Below are 20,840 nucleotides of genomic sequence, written 5' to 3'. Positions count from 1 at the left end.
AACTGAACTTCGACACACATAAACGATGGGCGGAAAACCACTCATCTATGTCCAACGCGTCGCAGCTGCGAGACAGTACCCAGATCGTCCTCTCCCGAGAGGCACTCGAAGGACTGGAACAGCAGCTCGACGACGAGTTTACCGTCACCGTCTTTCCCGAAAGTGAAAACTGCTGTCGAATCATCGGCAGCCCCGTCGAGATCAAAGCGGCCAGCGAGTTCCTCGCCCGTCACGGCGTCAGCGTTCGCTGACTGTAGACCGCGTTCCAACGGGACCTCGTTCCGATCGTCCTTTTCGATCGACTGTGACGCCACCGGTTGTGGTCTCTGGTTTATTCGGCTCACACTCGGTAGCCTGTTATAGTTGAAGGCAGGCGCAAAACCCACGACTACAGTCGTGGGACGCGTGCCGGAAGCCTGGTTACACATCACCCGTACCGAGTCTTGTGCGTAGAGAACTGCCAGTTGACTCGGTGTCTGTCACGGCCAGAGCCGACCGCGCCGAGCGGCACAAAACCAGATGGCCCCAGGCCGTTACATCGGGAGGAGAACGGCTTCGTGGCGGAGCCAGTGCCGTCGGTCACATATAGTGGTCTATGGCTCAGGTGTCAATCGTCGACATCACCGTTCGGGATGCGTCGGCGCGTCGAACCCGCCGCGGATGAGCGGCTTCGCAATGTGACGACGCGCACACGGCGGCACTTCGTACCAACCGATCTCGAGACCACGGTCGAGCGACCGTTCCACCTTCCCGTCGCGTGACGTTTCGCAGGTCCGGCAGCGATAGCCCTGATTACGGCCGGCGCTCTCCATCGTCCGGGAACAATCGGGACAGGTGGGGGTCACAGGTTCGGTTCGAACGAGGTCGCGAACGGCGAATTTCTCGAGCTTAAGTGTCCCATCGGACACTTCGCCACAGGCGGTGATCCGATCGCCGATCCGAAGCGCTCGCACGCGATCCCTGAATCGCTTCGTCGGCTCGAAGGCTGCACACGTAAGTCGGTCTGGTTCGTTTCGAACTTCGTTCGCCGCAGGGGCCGGTGCCTCGAGGTCGACGAAGACGTGTCCCCCACGACGTGTCTCCGGCTCGGTCGCAACCCGGCCCTCGAGTCGGTAGGCACGACCATTTTCGACGGCTCCAAGCGTGCCCTTCTGGAGGTGGACGTCAGTCCCCTGGTTGGTGACGAACAGCTGGCTCGCGGTAACGGGCTCGCTCTCGATCTGCTCGGCGACCGATCGGGTCGCGGCGGGGTCGTCGCCGCGGATTCCGTGCAGGATCGGTCCCGGCGTATGTGGGACGCAAACGGTCTCGCCTTCGCCCCGGTCGACCGTATCCCAGACGTCTGGATAGCCCCAGTCCGCCGCGACGACGACGCTCTCCCGGTCGACGTCGCGCGGTGTTCCCCAGCGGTCGGAGTCACGGTAGGAGATATATTCGTACGTCCACTCTTCGAGCGCGGCCCAAGAGCCGATTGCGGCCAGCGCGCCGATCCGGCCGCGGCCGTCGCCTGCGTGCCACGATCGATATCCGTGGCGCTCGAGTACGTCTGTTGCGTCGGCTATTCTGAGCTTGTCTCGGACGGCTGCGCGCGCGAACTCACGTACATCGTCGGGAACGTCGCGTTCCTCGGGATCGTGATCTGCGACGACCAGCCCCGGATTCGTCCGTTCGTCTTCCGTTTTGGCCAGCGCCTCGAGTCGTTTGCGCGCGACCGCAAAGGCACGATCCGGATCGCAGTCGGTGTGGATCGCGAGTGCGGCGTTACCCCTCGTCTTGTACTTGATGGCGGGGTTGAGGCGGACGAGGAGGAGTCTCGAGACTACTGGAGAGCCGTTCCGGCGGAGCTGGTCGGCGATCTCCGTGGCGACGTAGGTCGTACACATTCCTCGCTCGCGCGAGTCTGTATCATCGATCCCGACGACGGTCATCGACGGACCTTGTGGTTCGCTCGAGTAACCCCTTTCGGGACTGATCCTCCGACAGGGGAACTGCAGGTATATAAGTATAGTCCCGGTATAGATCCCAATCGCGACACGGCATACGGGCAACCGGGGAAAACGTCTTATAGGAGGAATAGCTTACCTCCCCGTATGTCCCGCTCCGCACTGGTCGGAAACGTTACCGCGATGTTAGAGGACGCGGGATTCGTGGTAAGCGACCTGTGTGCGATTCGTCCAAAGAGCTTCGATATCGCTGCACGTCGCGGTGAAGATCTCATCCTCGTCAAAATTCTTGCAAACATCGACGCGTTCAACGAGGCGATCGGCCACGAAATGCGCCGCCTGGGAACGTATCTCCAGGCGACGCCGCTGGTCATCGGCCTTCGAAGTCGCGACGAGGATCTCAAACCCGACGTCGTCTACTTCCGCCACGGCGTCCCCGTCTTCAGTCCAGACACCGCGTACAACCTATTTATCGAGGACGTACCGCCGTTGATCTATGCCGCACCGGGCGGCCTCTACGTCAACATCGACGGTGAACTGCTGGCTGACGAACGCGAGGACCGCGACTGGAGTCTGGGCCAACTTGCAACCGAACTCGGCGTCTCCCGCCGTACTGTTTCGAAGTACGAAGACGGCATGAACGCGTCCGTCGAAGTCGCGATGGCGCTCGAAGAACTGTTCGACGCACCGCTTACGAGCCCCGTCGACGTCCTCGAGGGGGCTGATGAGGTCCACGAGAGCGACTCGACGCCGGACGATCCGGAAGCGGATCCGGACGACGAACAAGTGGTCGCAGTCCTCACGCGGGCCGGCTACCGCGTTCACCCGACGGTTCGATCGCCGTTTACCGCGGTCAGCGAGGACGAAGACGACAGCGACGTCCTCCTGACCGGTCACTCCAACTTCACGAAAGCCGCGGAGAAACGCGCACGGATCATGAGTTCGATCGGTCACGTTACGCGTACGCAATCAGTCTACGTCGTCGACCGGGCGAAACGAGAGTCGGTCGACGGCACTGCGCTAGTCGAACGCGACGAACTCGCACAGCTCCGAAACGCCGACGAACTCCGGGACGTTATCCGAGAGCGATCCGAGCACGAAGAAGCGGCCTGACTACTCTCGAGAACTCACAAATCAGTACGGCGGTCTTGATCGCCCCGAGTTCAGTCTCGAGCACAGCCGACGAAACCTATCAGCGGGTATCCGCGCGGACTACTTGACGCGAGTTGAAATGTTTAGGTGGCGCGTTCGCCGTACGTTTCCTCGAGGTACTCGACGATGTCGTCGCTTTCGTTCATTCCGTCGACGCCGTTTGCTTCATCGGTGATGACCGGCACGCCCGTCTGACCGCTGACGTTTTCGACCTCGGTTCGGTCGCCGTGCGTGCGGGGCACCTCGATGATGTCGTACTCGAGGTCGAGTTCGTCGAGTTTCGAGCGAACCTTCGCACAGAACGGACAGCCGGGGAGTTCGTAGAGTGTGATATCTGCCATTGTGGACGAAAATAGGGTCTTCCAGAGAGAAGTAAACACCGGTAGCGGCGGTCACGGTGGAAAACGAAAGAGGAGGTCGCAGTGTGTGGATTCGTTTGGCGCGAGCGTCGTTAGCCGAGCATCCCGCTCGTGGACACGTAAAAGTAGCCCACGAGGATGGCCGCGAGGATCCACTGTCCAAAGTGGACGTCGTCGTGTTCGCCCATCGCCGTCTTCATGAGCGGGAAGGCGATAATCCCCGCCGCGAGACCGTTGGAAATCGAGTAGGTCAACGGCATGACGGTGACCGTTAGTCCGGCTGAGATTGCCCACGCTGGATCCTGCCAGTCGATGTCGAGGACGCCACGAAGCATCATGATACCGACGGCGACGAGCGCGATGTACGACGCGTACGCGGGAATCGCGGCGACGACCGGCACCGCAACCAGCGATATCAAGAACAGGATAGCGACGACGAGGGCGGTGAATCCGGTACTCCCGCCTTCTTCGACACCTGCAGAGGACTCGATGAAGGTCGTTACCGTCGACGTCCCGATCATCGCGCCGAACGTCGTACCGATCGCGTCTGCCATCAGCGGTTTTTCAATCTCGGGCAACTCTCCGTCGTCATCCAGGAACCCGCCGAACTGCGAGACGCCGATGAGCGTTCCGGCAGTGTCAAAGAAGTCGACGAAGAAGAACGTGAAGACGACCAGCCAAAAGTCAAGTGTGTCGATATTGGTTAGCCCGTCGATAAACGCCCCGACAAGAGGCGTAATATCGTAGTGTGGCGACGTTACGGCGTCGAAGCTGACTTCTCCGGATTCCGTAAGAAGCGTCGAAGGCGCGAGTGCGTTCGCACTCGCGACGTCAGCGAACAGAAGCGCCCAACCGGCGATCGCCGTGGTAAAGATACCGAGGATAATCGCACCTTTCACCCCTCGGGCCCAGAGCACCAGCGTCAGGAAAAGGCCAGCCACACCGAGAGCCGCAGCAGGGTTCTGCGCGATGCTTCCGAGCGTAACCATCGTCGCGGGGTCGGCCGCGACGAGTTGCATTTCCTGAAGGCCGATAAACAGGAGGAACACACCGATACCCGCACCCACCGAGAACTTCACCGGCTTGGGAAAGAGGTTGATAATGTACTTTCGAGCCCCGACAGCCGTAAGAAAGAGGAAGATGATCCCCTCGATGAAGACCGCTGCGAAAGCAGTCTGCCACGGGATACCCAGTCCGAGGACGACGGTGAACGCAAAGAAGGCATTCAGTCCCATTCCGGGCGCGAGCCCGAACGGTCGTTTGGCATACAACGCCATAACGAGCATCGCGACGACCGAAGCGAGGATCGTCGTGATCGCGAGCATCTGAAACACCTCGTTTGCCGTGTACTCCGCCCCGTTGATTGTCGTTGTCCCGTTTGAACCGCCTGCCATGATCGCGGCAGAGAGGATCGTCGGATTGACGACGATAATGTACGACATCGCCAAAAATGTCGTAATCCCCGCGATCAATTCTGTTTTGAAATCTGTCTCGTGCTCGTCGAATCCGAAATACCTGCCGAGTTGATCTACGGAGCTCATATTGGACGATCGAGCATTACCAGACCGATTAGTTAAATATTTTGGCCGATTCTGGCGCTTGAATCACTTCATTTGTGAATGAATGAGTTCCACGACGTGGCGATTGGTTCCCTGGTCGTATCGAGAGATTGCGGTCGGGTCTGGCCTATCAGACCCTGTTTTGCTCTATCGAGCGGTAGGTACCCGACGGACCAACGTATTTCATCTCCGAGCACGTACTGTATTACCATGAAGTTTGTTATCGTGGGGTACGGTCGTGTCGGCTCCCGAACGGCGACGATACTGGCGGAGGAGGGCCACAAAGTCGTCATCGTCGACAGCGACAGTGATCGGATCGAGCGAGCCACCAACGATGGATTCGAAACCGTGCTGGGCGACGGCGCCGACGAAGACACCCTCCTCGAGGCGGGGATCGATACCGTCGACTCCGTCGGTGCGTTCACGCCCGATCTGAACGTCAATTTTGCGGCCTGTATGGTTGGCACACATCACGGCTGTCGGACCGTCCTTCGGATCGACGAAGACTACCGCGAAGACATCTACGAAAAGTACGCTGAGGAAGTCGACGACATCATCTATCCCGAGCGCCTCGGTGCAGCAGGCGCGAAAACGGCCCTGCTCGGCGGCGATTTCAACGTCGTCACCGACCTCGCGGAGAACCTTCAACTCACGGTCCTCGAGATTCAGGACGGATCACCTGCGGTTGGCAAGCGGATGAGCGAACTCGAGTTGCCGGAGTCCGCACGCATCTACGCCCACGGTCGCGCTCGCGAACCGCTGACGATTCCGCTGCCGGGAACCGAATTCGCGGTCGGTGACGAAATCGCGGTTATTAGCGAGACCGAGCGCATGGAGGCGGTCAGGTCAGCGCTGCTGCCGGCAAGCGCCTGATCGGGAGGTGTCGACGGCTTCCGCAGGGGTCGTTCGACCGTCACGTGGGTCTGCGTCGAACGAGCGGCGACGAACGGGACCAGACGCGCCGACGAACGGATGAGGGATGGGGGATGAGGGATGGGGGAGCAGTGGATGAGGTGTTGGGGATCGTCGGCGCGTCTGATCGTTTCGTCACCGCGCTTTCCAATAAAACCGCGTCAGACGGCCGACAGACGCCGGTCAGACAACTTCAGTCATCGGTTTCGGTCCCGTCCTCGAGGCGAAAGACGAGAACGTTCTGATGGACCATCGAGGGAACGAACGAAAAGGGATATCCGTAGACGTGGAGGTCCTTCGTCGGATCGTACCAGACCAGGTTCGCGATGAGCGTCAGTGGTGCCGTCGACTCGATCGCGCGCGCGAGGTCGGCAGAGAGGAACTCGTAGGATTGATCCCGGTACATATCCCCGATGAAGACGACGACGTGGCCAGCCTGTGTGACGGCGTCCGTAAACCGATCGAATTTCTCGGCCATATCCGCGAGCCACTCGTTTTTCGTCTCTCGCTTCGCGGACGCATCGGTCGCATCGGTACCGTCTCCCTCGGTGTTCGCGTCCCCGGCGAACGTGCCGAGCTTGCTCTCGCGGGTTCGGCGTTCGTTGCGCGTCTGCTCCAGTTCGTCCATGTGCCAGTAAGGGACGTCAGTCAACAGGAGGTCAACCGAGTCGTCGGGAACGTCCTCGATCAACTGGGCACAATCCCCGTGGCGCATGTCCTGGGCCGCAAGCGGCGACTCACCCCGAGCGTGGCGGTCCTCGTTTTCGCGCTCGAGGACCTCGTGGTAGATTTCGATCCACCGTTCGGTTCGTTCGAAGCCGATGGCTTCCCGGAGACCGGTGCCTTCGTGCTCGCAAAAGCTTGCACCGAGCAACGTGCCGCCGACGCCCGCAAACGGATCGAGGACGGTATCGCCGGCCGCGGAGAACTGGCCGATCAGATCGGCACAGAGTCGGGGCGGCTTTTGACCGCCGTGTTCGCTGCGAAGATCATGCTGAACGGCCGGCGGATAGCTTTCGTCGATCACTGACTTCGTGGCGTACTTCCACTCCTTTCCCGTGAGGTCGTTCACCCGATTGCGCTCGTCGTAGATCCCGCGCCCCTCGACGTAGCGCTGGTGGTCTGCCAACTCGTCGGTATCGATCACCTCGCCGTCTTCGACCGGAAGGGACTCCTCTCGCGCCCGTTCGGCGTCGAACGACCCATCGTCATCAGTGAACAGGCGACTCTGGCGGTGTCGATCCCCGTCGTCTGCCATACCTCGAGTCCTCACGCGAACCGCTTAAACGCTTGCGCCTCCCTCCGAACGAACCGCATCGTCCGGTGGCGAATAGTCCGTGTTCTTTTGAGAATCCCGTCCGAACTAATTCGCCACGATGGTTCCCGCTGGTGAGGTCGGCTTGCTCGTCGTCGGGGTTCTCGCTCTGTGGATCGGCGCTCGCCTACTCGTGACTGGGGCCGCGAGACTCGCCGGCGCGGCCGGCGTTTCCGCGCTCATCGTCGGCCTCACGGTGGTCGCTTTCGGGACCTCTGCCCCGGAGATCGTCGTCTCGACCGAGGCGGCACTCGAGGGACGGGGGAGCATCTCGGTCGGAAACGTCGTCGGCTCGAATCTGTTCAATCTCGCGGTGAGCCTCGGGCTCGTCGCGACCTTCTCGCCGTTTCGAGTCTCCGAGACGCTAGTCCGCCGGGACGCGCTCGCGATGGCGTTCTCGACGGGCATCGCAACTGTCGTCCTCGCAAACGGCATCGTCTCGCGGCTCGATGGAGGAATTCTCCTCGTGATTCTGGGCTGTTATCTCGGTGCGCTCGGCGTTGCGATTCGAAACGCCGATGGCGCGGATGACGCGGGAACCCAATCGCCCGAGGCGGCAACGACGGTGGCGACCGCTTCTGTTCCGTCCGACGGAGACGACGGACGGAACGCGAAATTCGGCCCGGAAACCGTCCGTGTTCTCGTCGGGCTCGTTCTCGTGATCGGCGGTGGACGCGTGCTGGTCGACGCGGCGGTTGGGCTGGCCCTGGCCGTCGGCATCTCGGAGTGGGTCGTCGGTGCAACGATCGTCGCGGCCGGAACCTCGCTGCCGGAACTCGTGACGTCGATCGTGGCCGCCCGCGGGGGCGACGTCAGCATCGCTGCGGGCAACGTCATCGGGTCGAACGTCTTCAACGCCCTCGGCGTGCTGGGGATCGCAGCGGTGATCCAACCGCTGACGGTCGATCCGGCGGTCTTCCTCGGGCTTGCGTGGCTCGCCGTGGTCACCGCCTTCGCGACGGTGGTGCTCGCGACGGGCCGGACGCTCACCCGTCTCGAGGGGGTCGCGCTCATCGCCCTCGGAGCAGGCTACTGGGTCGTCAGCGTCGTCGTCTGACTCGAGGACGGAGCCGGTAGCGACGTCTCGACGCGACCGTCGCGGGGCTGGTGACGCGAGGATTAGCGAGGCCCTTTGTAGCCCGCGTCCCTTTTGACCGTATGAATATGCTCGTCGATGGTGAGTGGCGAACCGACGCGTACGAGTCGACAACGGACGACGGCTCGTTCGACCGTCAGGAGACGACGTTCCGGAACGAGATCCGCGACGATCCCGATGCTCAGTTTCCACCCGAGGCAAACCGGTACCACCTCTACGTTTCCTACGCTTGCCCCTGGGCCCACCGAACGCTCGTGACACGGGCGGTAAAAGGGCTCGAAGACGCGATTTCCGTCTCGGTGGTCGACCCCTATCGCGACGAGGACGGCTGGCAGTTCACGCCCGAGAAGGAGGGCTGTACGCGCGATCACGTCCACGACGCGAACTCCCTCCGAGAACTCTACGTTCGTGCGGATCCGAACGTGACCTGTCGGGTCACAGTGCCGATCCTCTGGGATACGAAGACGGACAGGATCGTCAACAACGAGTCCGAGGAGATCATGCGGATGCTCGATACGGAGTTCGACGAATACGCGACGCGGAACGTGGATCTCTACCCCGACGGCTACCGCGACGAAGTCGACCGGATCATCGACGAAATCTACGAACCGATCAACAACGGCGTCTATCGTGCGGGCTTCGCGACGGAACAGGAGCCCTACGACGAGGCGGTCGACGACCTCTTTTCGGATCTCGATCGCTGGGACGATGTACTCGCTGATCAGCGGTACCTCGCAGGAGATCGATTGACCGAGGCCGACATCGCGATGTTCACGACGCTCGTTCGGTTCGACAACGTCTATCACACTCACTTCATGTGTAACGTTCAGTACGTCAGAGAATACGACAATCTCTGGCCCTATCTCCGCGATCTGTATCAAACGCCCGGCGTCGCCGAGACCGTCGACATGGGTCACATCAAAGAACACTATTACACGACGCACCCGGACGTCAACCCGCATCGGATCGTCGCTCGCGGTCCCGATCTGAACTTCGATGCGCCACAGGATCGGGACGAACTCCCCGGCGGCCCACCGTCAGATCTCGCCACCGCTGCGAGCGTCGACGATTGAGTGGTCGAGGCCGAACCAAACCTGATTCGGACGAGAGATGGGAGACGGAAAACTGGAAACTGGAGAGACGGGAGGTTGGATTGGGAGGGCAACGCCTGAGGAACAACTCATTTCCGGTATCAGGACCCGCTCGGCGGGCGGCCCGATTCGCGACGCCAGTCTTCGAAGCTATGCTCGATGTCCTCCTCCGAAACAAACACTTTCCAGAGGATCCACGCGAGAACGAGGACCGGAAGTAACGGAAGGAGAACAATGACGAGAATCGCGGCCATCACGTATCCGAACAGGGACATCTGCGTGTTCGGCCCGTAGCCTGTCGACTCCGACACCTTGGGTGACATGTGCGACGATACGAACGTGTCGCTATTCCGTCTTTCGACTCCATAAGTAGCGTCCGGACCGAACGGCCCGTCTTTTGACAAACGCTCAGGAAATGGTGGTCGGGTATTACGTCGTTTCGAGCCCGTTGTGACCGTTCGATTCGTCGCTCAGTACCGCTTCCGCATCGTCCTGCGGTCGATACTCGAGCGCCTGCATGGTCTCGGAAAGCGAGAGGAACCGTTCCGAATTATCGGAAATTCCATGGGCGATCAGCGGCGACTCCTCGAGCGTTGCCGTTGCGGCCGCGTGAATCACTCGGCGGCAGTCGCCGGGGCTCAGCCACATCGCGCGTGCGTAGCGCTCGCCTGCCCCATCCCGCTTCTGGCACTCTTGACGGAGTTCGTCTCGAGTGAGCAGCCAGCCGATCCGCAAGTTCACCACGTCGAGTCCGTGGCGCTTGGCGTAATACGATCCCATCGCCTCCCCGAAAACCTTCGTCACGCCGTAGTAGGTATCGGGGTCCGTCGAATCAGACGGTCGGACGATAGCGGGGCTGGCGACCGACGACTCCGGTCGGATCGGCGAGACCGTATTTTTCCTGTTGACCGCGTGGTTCGAACTCGCGAAAACCACCCGCTCGAGGTCGGCTGCGGTTGCGGCTTCGAAGGCGTTGTAGAGGCCGTCGACGTTCGGCCCACGTAGTTCGTCCCACTCCGCTCGCGGCGACGCGTTCGCAGCGAGGTGGATCAATACGTCCTGTCCCTCGAGCGCGTCGCCGAACGCCTCGCTGTTGGTAATCTCGAGCGGCGTCGCATCCAGATCGTCGGTCTCGCTGTGGGAAAATAGCGTCAGTTCGTGGTCGTCGTCCGGAAAGGAATCGACGGCTTCCCGGCCGACGTTTCCCGCCGCGCCGTTGATGGCGATATCAGTCATACGCGACGAACAGCGAACTGACGGAAATAGATCGGGCCAGCGCGTTCCGGCCGCTTCCTCCGAGGAGACGCCCTCGAAAAATTCGGACCGCAGTAGCGGTCGACGACAGCCGGAACGTCCGTCGGTCCAGCTCAGACGTCGAAAGCAGCGCGAGCACCGCTGGTATAGTAATCGTTGAAACGATTCACCCACCGCTCGCACTGCTGCGGTCGGTAGGTACTCGCTGGCCGCGAATTCGAAAGCGGTGTGTGAAATGACGTTCAACGACGACTATACCGACGGGAACTGTCCACGATCCGGTCGACGGCGGTCGGCCGAATCGGGTGCGCACGACTTCCAGTAGCTACTGTCGCGTTCCGATCCGGCCCCGCCGACCGACGGTTGGACGACGATCTTGCCCACGATCCCGCGGTCTCGCATTGCCGCAAAGGCCTCGTCAGTTCCCTCGAGCGAATACGTCCGGTCGATCTCCGGCGACAGATCGTCGGCGGCGACGAAATCGACGAGTCGCCGGAGGTCGTCCTGGGTACCCATCGTGGACCCGACGACGGGTCTCGCTTGCCCCTCGATCGGTATAGATTTCTCTCGCGGCTTGCGACCGTCCGGCAGGAGGTCTTTTCCCCAACCCATCGTATACGATCCCGTGACAGCCCCCACTACCTGGGAGGTCGAACTGCTACTCCCCGACGACGCAGATCTGGACGCGGCCGGCGAGTCGCGAACGATCGAGGTCGGCGAGGACGAGTCGATACTGGCGGCAGCCCGCGCCGCTGACCTGTGGCTGTCCGCCGACTGTCAGCAGGGGTGGTGTATCACGTGCGGCGCGAAGCTCGTTTCCGGCGAAGTCGACCACAGTCAGGCCAAACGGTACTATCCGGAGGACGAGGAAGCAGGTTTCGTCCTCACCTGCGTCGCCCGCCCCCGATCGGATTGCGTCATCGAGGCCGAACAGTACGCCGAACTGCTTCAACACCGGGCCGACCACGACAAGCCACCGGGCCGATCGAAGCTCGGATAGCGGTCGAAACGTGTCCGGATTACCGAAACCGGCAACTGCTCCACCGGACGGTTTCCCCTCGTGGCGTACGAGGCGATATGCCCGAACCGCAGGTCACCGGCGTTCTGCTTTACGACGGCGACTGCCCGTTCTGTTCGGCGGCGTCGACCGCGATGCGTCGACTAGAAGACGTCGTCGCCGTTCCGTGGGACGACCCGGCCGCACAGGCGTTTCTCGAGGCGCAATTCGGCGAGGCTCCGTTCGCCCTGTTCTACGTCGATATAGCGGCCGAGACGGTCTGGGCGGGCCGAGCCGCGGCAAGCGAACTCTGTGACCGTGCCGGTATGCCTGTTCTAGTCCGGGATATCGTCGACGAGAACTACGAGCGGTTCGCGGACGCCGTCCGGTCCGTTTCGGGAGTCGACCGCGATATCGATCCCTATCACGACGCGTATCCGTTGGTCGACGACGCCGCGGCGCTGTTCGACGAGCTGGCGGCGAACGGCGAGCGAACGCACGTGCCGAGTACGTGAGATAACGCTGTCGTCAGCGAACGTCGACCGCTCCTCGCATCGACGACGGATGGACCTGCCAGTAGTACTCGATCATCTCGGCCGAGGCCGTGAACGTGACCGACTGGGTCATCCCCTGTTCGCCCACGAGGTTCGTTGCGAGCAGGTCCTCGCCGTTCTCGTCTTCGAGCGTGAAATTGTGCTGCAGGCCGTCGCCGTTCTCCCAGCCGAGGACGTACTCGGTTCCTGCTTCGAGCGTCAGCGTCGGGTTCTCCGTCTCCGCGATATCCTCGGGCGCGATGCCTCGCCAGCCGGATGCGTCGGCGAGGAGACGAATGTCGGCACCGTCGCTGCCGATCTCCCGTTCGCCACCGTCACCGGGATATTCCCGTCCGCGAACGGCCCGTCGACGAGTTCGTCCTGCTCCCACATTGCATGGACAAAGTGCTGGGTCTCCCCGTTCGGCAGTTCGAACGCAGTCGGGACCGGCGCGAACACCGGCCCGTCGGGCGTTGGCTCTATCGGCAGGACGACGCCGTGAGTGTGGTGGATTGTCCCCGGATCGTGTTTCCGGGCTCGAGCGACGACGACGGCGCACGGAGAAGACGGCGAGTTTGTCCCTCACCGGGGGTTCGGAACGGGAAGGGACCGACGCTCCCGCGGCGGGACGAGGTAGTTCGCCCGGTTACGAACGGTGAGATACTGGAGAATACCGCTGTTGGTTGGCGGACCGGAGAGGTCGGCCCCGGTCATCGCTTCGCGAGTTTTCACGAAGTCCGCGATGGAGCGCTGCAATGAGAGGAAGTGAGTGGTCGCCGTTTCGTCGTCGGTCGAGTCGAAGTCCCGTCGAAGGATGATCGGCTCACCGTCTTCACGTGCGCGGGCGGCTTTCTGAGCGTGGCCGACGGTCCCCTTGCTCCGGGCAGCCTCGGCTGCGGTGTTCGGACCGTCGGTTACGCCACTCGAGTCGCCGAGGTTCTGGCCGGCTCCTTCGACCAGGTTATCTGTGTTGTGGGTCGGCGAAAACATCTTGGAGACGCGCTGGGCCCGGCTGTCTTGCTCGTACCACTGGTGGAGGTGGAGCTGTATCTTCGAGAGGTGAATCGTGGTCCCACCCGCGTACGGTCCGTCCGGAATTGTAACGCGGTCCTCGCTCGCCTGATTGTGTCGAAACCCGGATTTAAATCCCATGAACATCGGCGCATCCTCGGGGACGGGTTCGCTATCCGGAATGCCGCTGACGCCCGACTGGCGTTCTGCGGGGAGGCCGCGCCCGATGAATCCCGTCCGACGGCCGGCAACCTCGAAGATATCGTTGAACGACCCCTCGGTCTCGAGACCGTTTAGCTGCTCGAGTTCACCTTTCAGGGCCTCTTCGGCGCTTAAGGTGACGTGACCGTAGTCGCTGGCCAGGTGAACGAGCGCGTCGTACTCGTCGAATGCGGGATCCTCGAACGGCGTCAACGCCTTCGGAGCCGGTAGGTCGATCCCTTCGGGTCCGTCGCCGTCGAACCGGTCGAAATACACCGGCCCGTATCCAACTGCGAACACCAGACCGTCGTTCCCCCGCCTGTACGCTTTCTCGAGCGTTCTGAACGCGGACTCGAGTCGTTCGCGTTCGCCGGACGCATCGGCTGGGCCGTTGCCGACGTACTCGAGGCCGAGCAAGAGGTGGTGTTCGGGTGGGTGTACGTTGCCGTGATCGTCAGTCGAGAGAAATTCGTTCCAGGCGTGCTGGCGATCGGGGAGGTCCTCGGGAGCGAGGGCTGCCTGTGGCACGTCCTCGCTTTCCTCGCGCTGGAGGCAAGCGGCGAGCGCACTCGCGCCGCCGATAGCGACTGCACTACGAACGAACGCGCGACGCGAGAGTCCGCGATCCGGTCCGTCCATATTCGAGTCTGCGGGCCCGTCGCAAAAGGGGGTTGCGGTCCGAACGCCCTCGTCATCAGTCGCCGGCAAACTGGACGAATCGACTGACAGTCGCTTCAGCATGAATAAATTTCGCTGGCTTTGGGCAAACATCTAAGTGGTGGCTTATGGGAGTCGTACGGTGCGATGTCCGACGAAAAACCACACGTTGCAGGCAACGTCGATGCAGGGGATACGAGCGAACGAGTTGGAATGAATGTCCTTCGCGAACGGGGACTCGAACCCGAAGACCTTCGCGAAAAACTAGTGGACGCGATTGGTGCCGAATTCACCACCTATTACTACTATACGAACCTGCGAATGCATCTTGCTGGTCACGAAGACTACAAGGAAATAGCCGAAGATGCCCGCCTCGAGGACCGGGCGCACTTCGAACTCGTCGCGCCGCGAGTGTACGAACTCGGCGGTGCGTTACCGAACGACATCCGAGATTTCGCAGACCGGGCTTCTTGTCCGGATGCGGAGGTCCCAACCCCAATGGACGACGAGGGCGGTTTCGACACCCACAGCCTCGACGCCGAGTCGATTCTGGAGGTACTGCTCGAGGCCGAGCGCTGTGCCATCCGCACGTGGTCGGAAATCTGCGACATGACCCAGGGGAAAGACCCCCGGACCTACGACATGGCCTCCCGCATCCTTCAGGAAGAGATCGAACACGAGGCGTGGTTCGTCGAACTGCTCTCGATGGAGCGCGACGGCGAGATCAACCCCGCAGGCCACTTCATCCGTGGCGAACCCGGCGATGCCCCCTACTCGACGAACCGCCGGTTCAACGATAGCGCATAAGCGGGCCATCGCAACTGCCTCCCGATTGCTTCGGATCGAAACGCGTTCCAGTCCGATGGTCTCTGGCCCGACAGATTCGTGGTTCCATCGTGCCCGTTCGGTCGTCGATGACAACCGACTCGATCGCATCGGTGAAGCGACCGATACTGCCATAGCACGTGGTGAGTTACCTCCCATCATGGAGGAGGTCGAAGTGTTCGTCGAAATCGATGCCCCGCCACCCGACGTATGGGAAGCCCTTCGTTCGTTCGAGAGCTATCCCGAGTGGAATCCGGCTTCTCGACGGATCGAGGGTGTCGTCGTCGATCCCGGGATAGAACGACCACCGGCCGCCCCATCCGGGCGTGGCCGACGCACCATCGAATCGTCCGTGGTAGCCGTTGAACCGCACCGGCGACTCGCCTGGCTCGATCGGTTCGTGGTCCCGTTCGCCTTCGACCGCTACCACGAGTTTCACCTCGAGCCGATCACCGATAGCGGCCGATTCACGTCGGAACCACTTTCCGACGGTAGTCGACGGACGCGACTGCTTCAACGGGAGACCGTTCGGGGAGCGCTCGTCCCCTTCGCGTTCGATCACGATCGCGTCGAACGAGCGTTCGTCGAAATGAACGAGGCGATCGCCGCCCGGGCCGAACGTCGAGCGAGTCCGACTATTTGACCGAGAGTCGCGACCAGAACGCCGATCCGAGCATCGCTCGAGTCGCTATCAGACCAACCCGGTCAGCGTCGAAAGCGTCTCGATTTCGTGTGCCGGCTCAGTCGGTAGCTCGTAGCCAGCCCGGTGATCGCGACGAATGAACGCCGCGTCGATTCCGGCCGCATCGGCGGCAGCGATGTCGACTCGACTGTCCCCCACGTACAACGGATTCGTGACACCGAGGTCCGCAAGCGCCTGTTCGAGGTAGTACGGCGTCGGTTTCTTCCGTTCGATTCCTTCGATCGTCGGCTCGCGGCCGTACCAGACGTCGAAGCCTTCGAGATTGCAGTGGTCGAGGATGTTACCGATCGTTTCGTGCTGGTTGTTGCTGACGATCCCGGTCGGGACCGACAGCGACTCGAGCGTCGCGATGTCATCGTAGCCGCGTTTTCGGCCGGATCGAAGCTCGGCGAGTTGGGCCGCGATCGCCGCCTCTTCGCGGGCGGTCCAGAGCTCGTGCGGTCCGATGGCGTGTTCGGCTGCGACTCCACGCAACGACGGAACGTCGGGGCTCAAGAGAATGTCGACGTGATCGGCCGGCGGCTCCGTGACGCCGACGGTTTCGAACGCTTCGTGCATCGCCTCGACTAGCACGTCCCGATCCGTCGGCGTCGTCAGTACGCCGTCGTTGTCGAAGACGACCGCGTCGTATGCCGTCCCGGTACTCATGCATTCCATACGTAGTGACGGACGGATTTCGGTGTTTTGCCACCGGGGATTTCGCCCCGTTTCGGCGTGGAATCGACCCCCTCTCTTTCGGAACAGTTCTGCGCTCGATTCCGGTCTCGAGTGATGAGAAAGTACTTAACCGACTATTAGAAACCGAGGATCGACTCCACTGGTCGTTTTATGACAGTTGCTCGATCCGAACCGACATCGACGACCAGCGGAAATGGGACGAGACCGTCGTCGGTTCGAGCGGTCGTCCGCTCCCGTCTCGGGATCGACCCGCGAGCGCTGGGTGCGTTCCGGATCGGACTCGGGCTCGTCGTTCTTTTCGATCTGCTCGTTCTCCGGGCCCCGGGGTTGGGTACGTTCTATACCGACGGGGGAATCCTTCCGCGGTCTGCTCTGGGGGAACTCTATCCCGCCCTCGCGAGGTGGTCCCTCCACGCGCAGTCGGGGTCTTTCTGGATAGAGGCGTTCCTGCTCGCAGGTACCTGTCTCCTCGCGACGTGCGTCCTGGCCGGCTACCGATCCCGTCTCGCAGCCGTCGGTACGGCCCTTCTTCTCGCGTCGTTGCACGCGCGCAATCCGTTTCTGGTAAACGGCGGCGATACGATCCTCATCTCGCTGCTCATCATCGCAGCATTTCTGCCGCTCGAGGCGCGGTGGTCGCTCCGTCGTCGCCTCGACGGCCGGTGCGTCGGCACGCGTTCCGTCGAGAACCGCCGCATCACTTCGATAGCGACTGCAACGGTCCTCGTCCACGTCGTGAGTATCTACGCGATCAACGCGATTCTCAAGTTCCGGAGCGATGCGTGGATGAGCGGCGTCGCAGTCCCGCGCATTTTCCAGCTCGAGGACTTCATTTATCTGTTAGGGCCCGTTCTCGCAGAGCATACCGCGGTTCTAACAGCAATCAACTGGCTCTGGATCGTGACCCTTTCCACGTCGGTGTTACTCGTCCTTTCGTCCGGCTGGATTCGATCCGTGACCGTCTCGGCCTTCGTGGTCGCGCACCTCGGAATGGCTGCGACGATGCGTCTCGGCGCCTTTCCGTTCGTCATGGTTGCCGTCCTGCTGTTGTTCTTTCCCCCGCGAGTGTGGGATCGTCTCGCTCACCTGGTTTCGAGGTTCGACCGCGGTCGTCGGCTCGAGTCCCTCGCGACAGAGAGACGATCCGGCGACAAATCCGAATCATCGTCGTCCGAAATCGCAGTCCCGCCGCGCATACGCCGCGGGGCTCGCCTCGTCGGAGTGGCGTTTCTCGTGGGTTTCGTTCTCATTTCGGGATGCTGGCAGGTGGTAGCGGCTGGCCTCGTCGACGCACCTGCGGCAGTGGCTGATAGCGACCTGGATGGGGCGAGCTGGGCATTCTTCGCGCCGAACCCGCCGGATTCGTACAGCTGGTACGTGATCGAAGCCGAACGCGAATCCGGGGCCTCGATGGATCTCGTGGACGGCGAAGCGGCGGATTTCGACCGGCCGCCCGACGCGATGGATCGGTATCCGACGACACTCTGGAAACGGTACGGAACGAAAACACAGGGCGCAGGAGCGGCCCACCTCGAGCCGGCGGCCGTCTACTTCTGCGGTCGTGCTCCGGCCGACGTCGAATCGATAACGATCTATCGCGCTGACCAGCCGGTCGATGCCGACGGCCCGGTCGGCGAGCCGATCCGACGGGAGTTGATCGCCGCCTCCTGCGAGTAAGGCGTCCCGTGCGCCGGGGGAGCCCCGTGCGATGCGAGGGACACTCGTAAACGACGGACGTGAACGTCGGCTGGGATCGCAGATCCAGTTCCGGCACGTCCGCAGATTCAAGTACGGATGGGCGGCCAGACTCTCCGTGATCCGTACTACCGTACCCCCATCGAACGTCGATGCAGTCGCTCCGGTCGAGTTGCGTCGGTTCTGCCGGGTGGACCATGGGGCATAGGGCGCTGGTCGCCTACCAGCGGCCGGATCGGCTCTACGACCTGCGGTACAGTCACTGGGGTGGTGAGGAGCTATCGTTCGCTGCCGAAATAACCGCCAGCACTCCCCTCGCCGAGGGTGCGATCGACAGCGACGTGCTGACGAACTCGATCACGTGCGATCGAATCCTGACGGACTATCTCGACCCTCGGATTCACGAGGCGCTTTACCTCGTCACACCGACGGCCGACTACGCGACCGACGCATTTCGAGTTTGCTGGCTCGAGTGGGGTCTCGGACGGGATAGCGGTCGGGGTGTGATCGTCGAGACCGAACCCGCTGAAGACCGTGCTCTCAGAGTCTGGTTTCGCGCGACCAAGACCGCACTTGCAGACGCCATCGAGATGGGTGTCCTTTCGCGGCGGGCCGCACGGGCGTATCTCGAGGCTCGGATCTGCGAGGAGAAAGATGGGGTCGTCTACACGTACGGCGACTCGACCGAACCGCAAAGCCGTGCCGGAACGGCGTCTCCACTGGCGACTGATATGTGCGTCGAGGACGATTCGGAGAGACAGGAGGAGAGTGAGGAGGAGAGTGAGGAGGGAAAATAACGCGCCGAACGCGGACCAGCAGATCACTCGCCGGTGGCCCAACGGGCGTCAGCGAGCGTCCGCTGAACGACATCGTTACCGACGGCCTCGGCAAGCGTCTCGAATCCGACCCGCTCGGTCCGGTCGCTCGCGTTCGCCACCAGTCGCGAGACGATAAATTCGGGGGTCGAACGACCTACTGTCCCGAAGCGGGGCTGGTAGTCGACGAGCAACTCGAGATCAGGATTCAGCCCTTCCGCGAATATGCCGTCGACCCGCGCCTCGGACGGCAGCGGTTCCAAGTCGTCGGCGAGGTGGGTGACGAACACGCCGAGGGCCTCGCGATCGACGGAAAGCGTGACGAGGCCGTGTAACAGGTCGGCGGCGCTGCCCGGTTCTGTGATCGCCTCGAACTCGTCGACCAGCATCAGCGTCCGCCCATCCGTCGATAGCGGCGGAACGATGGAGCGAAGCGTCGACTCGAGGACACCGGCGTTGAAACTCGCGTGCCGGCGGTGAAAGACCAGCGAGTCGACCGGCGTCACTTCCGCGCGATCTGCCGGAACCGGCAACCCCATCGTTGCCAGCAGAACGACCTGACACATCGTCTCGAGCAACGTGGTTTTCCCGCCGCTGTTCGCGCCCGTCAGGACGGCGACGCGTTCCTCGCCGGGGACTTCGTTTACCTCGTCGGGAACGGCCGTCACGTCGTGATCGCCGAGCGCGTAGGTAACGGGCTGGACGGACTCACCTTCGCGGTCGTCCGCGCTTCGCGTTCCTGAAGCGTCATCGCGGGCGGCGAGTGTGAGATTGCGGGCATTGACGACCGAAACCGCGGCATCGGTACCGGTCACGAAGGACGGACGAGTACACTCGTACTCGAGTGCGAAACGCGCAAGAGAGAGGTGCAACGCGATGTCGTCGACAGCTTCGACGGCCTGATCGATACCGTCACGGGCTTGTTCGAGCGTGTCCTGCAGGTCGCTCGCGACGGCTTCCTCGCGCTCGTCGACCGCCGCGGTGAGGTCGTTTCGAAGTGTTCGGAGCGTCGCGCCGACGAAGTCCGTCGCATCCGACGCGTCCGTCGGCATCGCTTCTCGAACCCGGTCGATCGTTACGTCCGTCTCGTTCAGGAGATGGTCCTCGAACGATTGGCGGAATCCCTCGACGTCGCGAACGCCCTCCGAACGGAGGTCGTCGATCAACGCGAGGGCGTTCGCGTCCATATCCTCGATCGCACCCAGCGCGTCACGTAAGCGGTCGAGTTCCTCGTCTACACCGTCGCGGACTCGCCCGCCGTCGATTGCAGCCAGCGCCTCCGCGGACTCCTCGAGACGGTCGGGCTCGAGGTCGGCGATTGCGGCGAACGGTCCGGAATCGACTCCCGCCTCGAGCAGCGCCAGCGCGGCCTCGACGGCCGCGTGTTCGCTGCCGTCACGCTCGTCGTAGCGGTCGTAGGCAGCGAGGACCGCCGATCGGTCTTCGTCCGGAAGCCCTGCCCAGGCGTCCCGTGCCGCAAGAACGTCCTCGAGTCTGCTTTCCATCGCGTCACGGCTGGCAAGCGGCGTGAGCACTCGGATTCGGTCGGCTGCACGTTGGGTAACCGCGTGACCGACCGCAAGGTCCAGCAACTCTTTGTACGCCGACCGGGCATCGCGCGTCGCTAGTATGTCCATTCCAGCCCCGCCGGTCGCTCGGCGCAGGATTCGCGTCGCCCGGCCACGGGCGAGGCCGGCGTCGGAAAGCGCCCGCACGTCGCCGCTTTCGATGGCCTGGATCGCCTGTTCTCTTCCCAATTCGTCGACCAGTGTCTCCCGCGTTTTCGGACCGACCCCCCAGTACTCCTCGAGTCGCATACGTCCTGCACTCGAGGCGACTGTCTTGAACGCTGTGTCATCGCCGTGTCGTATCGATGTCATCAACGGCCCCATCTATACGGACGGGAGTCCCGAGCCGAAATCGATCCCGTCGTGCGTTGCTGTTCACGGCCGTATCGCGAGCCGTCCACGGTCGTGGACGGATCGCGAATACCTGCCTCTCTTCGTCGGCGCCGGCCGTCCACGAGTGACTTCCCGGCGATTCG

20 protein-coding genes and 2 pseudogenes are annotated in these 20,840 nt (G+C 62.3%); 11 read left to right on the top strand and 11 right to left on the bottom strand.

The genetic code is table 11. The features are described 5' to 3' along the window. Positions 1 to 47: 47 nt before the first annotated feature. Entirely contained in the window at positions 48 to 251 is a 204-nt protein-coding gene (locus HYG82_RS26115) for a VNG_1110C family protein (protein ID WP_179260036.1), read from the top strand. A 369-nt stretch (positions 252 to 620) separates the two neighbouring features. On the opposite strand, the gene HYG82_RS26110 is transcribed toward HYG82_RS26115, so the two are convergent. Further along, a complete protein-coding gene (locus HYG82_RS26110; protein ID WP_179260035.1) occupies positions 621 to 1,928 on the bottom strand; it encodes a tRNA(Ile)(2)-agmatinylcytidine synthase in 1,308 nt (435 codons plus the stop codon). Positions 1,929 to 2,090: 162 nt separating this feature from the next. Here HYG82_RS26110 and HYG82_RS26105 point away from each other — a divergent pair, with 162 nt between their 5' ends. Further along, entirely contained in the window at positions 2,091 to 3,056 is a 966-nt protein-coding gene (locus HYG82_RS26105; RefSeq protein ID WP_179260034.1) for a transcriptional regulator, read from the top strand. Between the two features lie 122 nt (positions 3,057 to 3,178). Here HYG82_RS26105 and HYG82_RS26100 read toward each other — a convergent pair whose 3' ends face one another. Both HYG82_RS26100 and HYG82_RS26095 read right to left on the bottom strand, forming a co-directional pair. Beyond that, entirely contained in the window at positions 3,179 to 3,436 is a 258-nt protein-coding gene (locus tag HYG82_RS26100) for a glutathione S-transferase N-terminal domain-containing protein (protein WP_179260033.1), read from the bottom strand. Between the two features lie 110 nt (positions 3,437 to 3,546). After that, positions 3,547 to 4,995: an NCS2 family permease gene (locus tag HYG82_RS26095; RefSeq protein WP_179260032.1), complete on the bottom strand. Its 1,449-nt coding sequence runs from the start codon at positions 4,993 to 4,995 to the stop codon at positions 3,547 to 3,549. A gap of 228 nt (positions 4,996 to 5,223) precedes the next feature. Between HYG82_RS26095 and HYG82_RS26090 the strand changes: the two genes are divergently transcribed. Beyond that, positions 5,224 to 5,886, top strand: a complete 663-nt coding sequence (locus HYG82_RS26090) for a potassium channel family protein (protein WP_179260031.1) — start codon at positions 5,224 to 5,226, stop codon at positions 5,884 to 5,886. A 232-nt stretch (positions 5,887 to 6,118) separates the two neighbouring features. Here HYG82_RS26090 and HYG82_RS26085 read toward each other — a convergent pair whose 3' ends face one another. Continuing rightward, positions 6,119 to 7,183, bottom strand: a complete 1,065-nt coding sequence (locus HYG82_RS26085; RefSeq protein WP_179260030.1) for a DNA methyltransferase — start codon at positions 7,181 to 7,183, stop codon at positions 6,119 to 6,121. 118 nt (positions 7,184 to 7,301) lie between these two features. On the opposite strand from HYG82_RS26085, the gene HYG82_RS26080 reads away from it, so the two are divergent. Continuing rightward, positions 7,302 to 8,297: a calcium/sodium antiporter gene (locus tag HYG82_RS26080; RefSeq protein ID WP_179260029.1), complete on the top strand. Its 996-nt coding sequence runs from the start codon at positions 7,302 to 7,304 to the stop codon at positions 8,295 to 8,297. A 101-nt stretch (positions 8,298 to 8,398) separates the two neighbouring features. Continuing rightward, a complete protein-coding gene (locus HYG82_RS26075; protein ID WP_179260028.1) occupies positions 8,399 to 9,409 on the top strand; it encodes a glutathione S-transferase family protein in 1,011 nt (336 codons plus the stop codon). A 119-nt stretch (positions 9,410 to 9,528) separates the two neighbouring features. On the opposite strand, the gene HYG82_RS26070 is transcribed toward HYG82_RS26075, so the two are convergent. The 3 genes and pseudogenes from HYG82_RS26070 to HYG82_RS26060 form a co-directional block, all read right to left on the bottom strand. After that, positions 9,529 to 9,750, bottom strand: coding sequence for a DUF7535 family protein (locus HYG82_RS26070; protein WP_179260027.1), 222 nt, complete (start codon positions 9,748 to 9,750; stop codon positions 9,529 to 9,531). A gap of 106 nt (positions 9,751 to 9,856) precedes the next feature. Continuing rightward, positions 9,857 to 10,663 carry an NAD-dependent epimerase/dehydratase family protein gene (locus HYG82_RS26065; protein WP_179260026.1) on the bottom strand — a complete coding sequence of 269 codons (807 nt, stop codon included), beginning with the start codon at positions 10,661 to 10,663 and terminating at the stop codon, positions 9,857 to 9,859. Between the two features lie 378 nt (positions 10,664 to 11,041). Next, positions 11,042 to 11,212 (bottom strand): annotated as a pseudogene (locus HYG82_RS26060) (zinc-binding dehydrogenase); the annotation flags it as partial. 94 nt (positions 11,213 to 11,306) lie between these two features. Between HYG82_RS26060 and HYG82_RS26055 the strand changes: the two are divergent. Continuing rightward, complete coding sequence (locus tag HYG82_RS26055; protein WP_179260024.1) at positions 11,307 to 11,681, top strand: 2Fe-2S iron-sulfur cluster-binding protein; 375 nt, start codon at positions 11,307 to 11,309, stop codon at positions 11,679 to 11,681. Between the two features lie 77 nt (positions 11,682 to 11,758). Then, the gene (locus HYG82_RS26050; protein ID WP_179260023.1) at positions 11,759 to 12,193 is read left to right on the top strand and encodes a thiol-disulfide oxidoreductase DCC family protein; all 435 of its coding nucleotides are present in this window, start codon (positions 11,759 to 11,761) and stop codon (positions 12,191 to 12,193) included. Between the two features lie 13 nt (positions 12,194 to 12,206). Here HYG82_RS26050 and HYG82_RS26045 read toward each other — a convergent pair. After that, positions 12,207 to 12,730: pseudogene (locus HYG82_RS26045) on the bottom strand (cupredoxin domain-containing protein); the annotation flags it as partial. Positions 12,731 to 12,793: 63 nt separating this feature from the next. After that, positions 12,794 to 14,062, bottom strand: coding sequence for a DUF7405 family protein (locus tag HYG82_RS26040; RefSeq protein ID WP_179260022.1), 1,269 nt, complete (start codon positions 14,060 to 14,062; stop codon positions 12,794 to 12,796). Between the two features lie 165 nt (positions 14,063 to 14,227). Here HYG82_RS26040 and dps point away from each other — a divergent pair, with 165 nt between their 5' ends. Together dps and HYG82_RS26030 are read left to right on the top strand one after the other, a co-directional pair. Continuing rightward, positions 14,228 to 14,887 carry a DNA protection during starvation protein gene (gene dps / locus HYG82_RS26035; RefSeq protein WP_179260021.1) on the top strand — a complete coding sequence of 220 codons (660 nt, stop codon included), beginning with the start codon at positions 14,228 to 14,230 and terminating at the stop codon, positions 14,885 to 14,887. 178 nt (positions 14,888 to 15,065) lie between these two features. Then, entirely contained in the window at positions 15,066 to 15,548 is a 483-nt protein-coding gene (locus HYG82_RS26030; RefSeq protein ID WP_179260020.1) for an SRPBCC domain-containing protein, read from the top strand. 48 nt (positions 15,549 to 15,596) lie between these two features. Here the strand turns inward: HYG82_RS26030 and HYG82_RS26025 are convergent, their stop codons facing one another. Beyond that, positions 15,597 to 16,256, bottom strand: a complete 660-nt coding sequence (locus HYG82_RS26025) for an HAD family hydrolase (protein WP_179260019.1) — start codon at positions 16,254 to 16,256, stop codon at positions 15,597 to 15,599. 180 nt (positions 16,257 to 16,436) lie between these two features. Here HYG82_RS26025 and HYG82_RS26020 point away from each other — a divergent pair, with 180 nt between their 5' ends. Beyond that, on the top strand, positions 16,437 to 17,963 hold the full coding sequence (locus HYG82_RS26020) for an HTTM domain-containing protein (RefSeq protein WP_179260018.1): 1,527 nt from the start codon (positions 16,437 to 16,439) through the stop codon (positions 17,961 to 17,963). 215 nt (positions 17,964 to 18,178) lie between these two features. Further along, entirely contained in the window at positions 18,179 to 18,778 is a 600-nt protein-coding gene (locus HYG82_RS26015) for a DUF6735 family protein (RefSeq protein WP_179260017.1), read from the top strand. A 23-nt stretch (positions 18,779 to 18,801) separates the two neighbouring features. Here HYG82_RS26015 and HYG82_RS26010 read toward each other — a convergent pair whose 3' ends face one another. Beyond that, on the bottom strand, positions 18,802 to 20,613 hold the full coding sequence (locus tag HYG82_RS26010; RefSeq protein WP_179260016.1) for a MutS-related protein: 1,812 nt from the start codon (positions 20,611 to 20,613) through the stop codon (positions 18,802 to 18,804). Between the last annotated feature and the right edge of the window lie 227 nt (positions 20,614 to 20,840).

The sequence above is a fragment of the Natrinema halophilum genome (genome assembly GCF_013402815.2).
Taxonomy (GTDB): domain Archaea; phylum Halobacteriota; class Halobacteria; order Halobacteriales; family Natrialbaceae; genus Natrinema; species Natrinema halophilum.
Note: the sequence above shows the minus strand (reverse complement) of the source record. Positions and strands in the feature narration are given on the sequence as shown.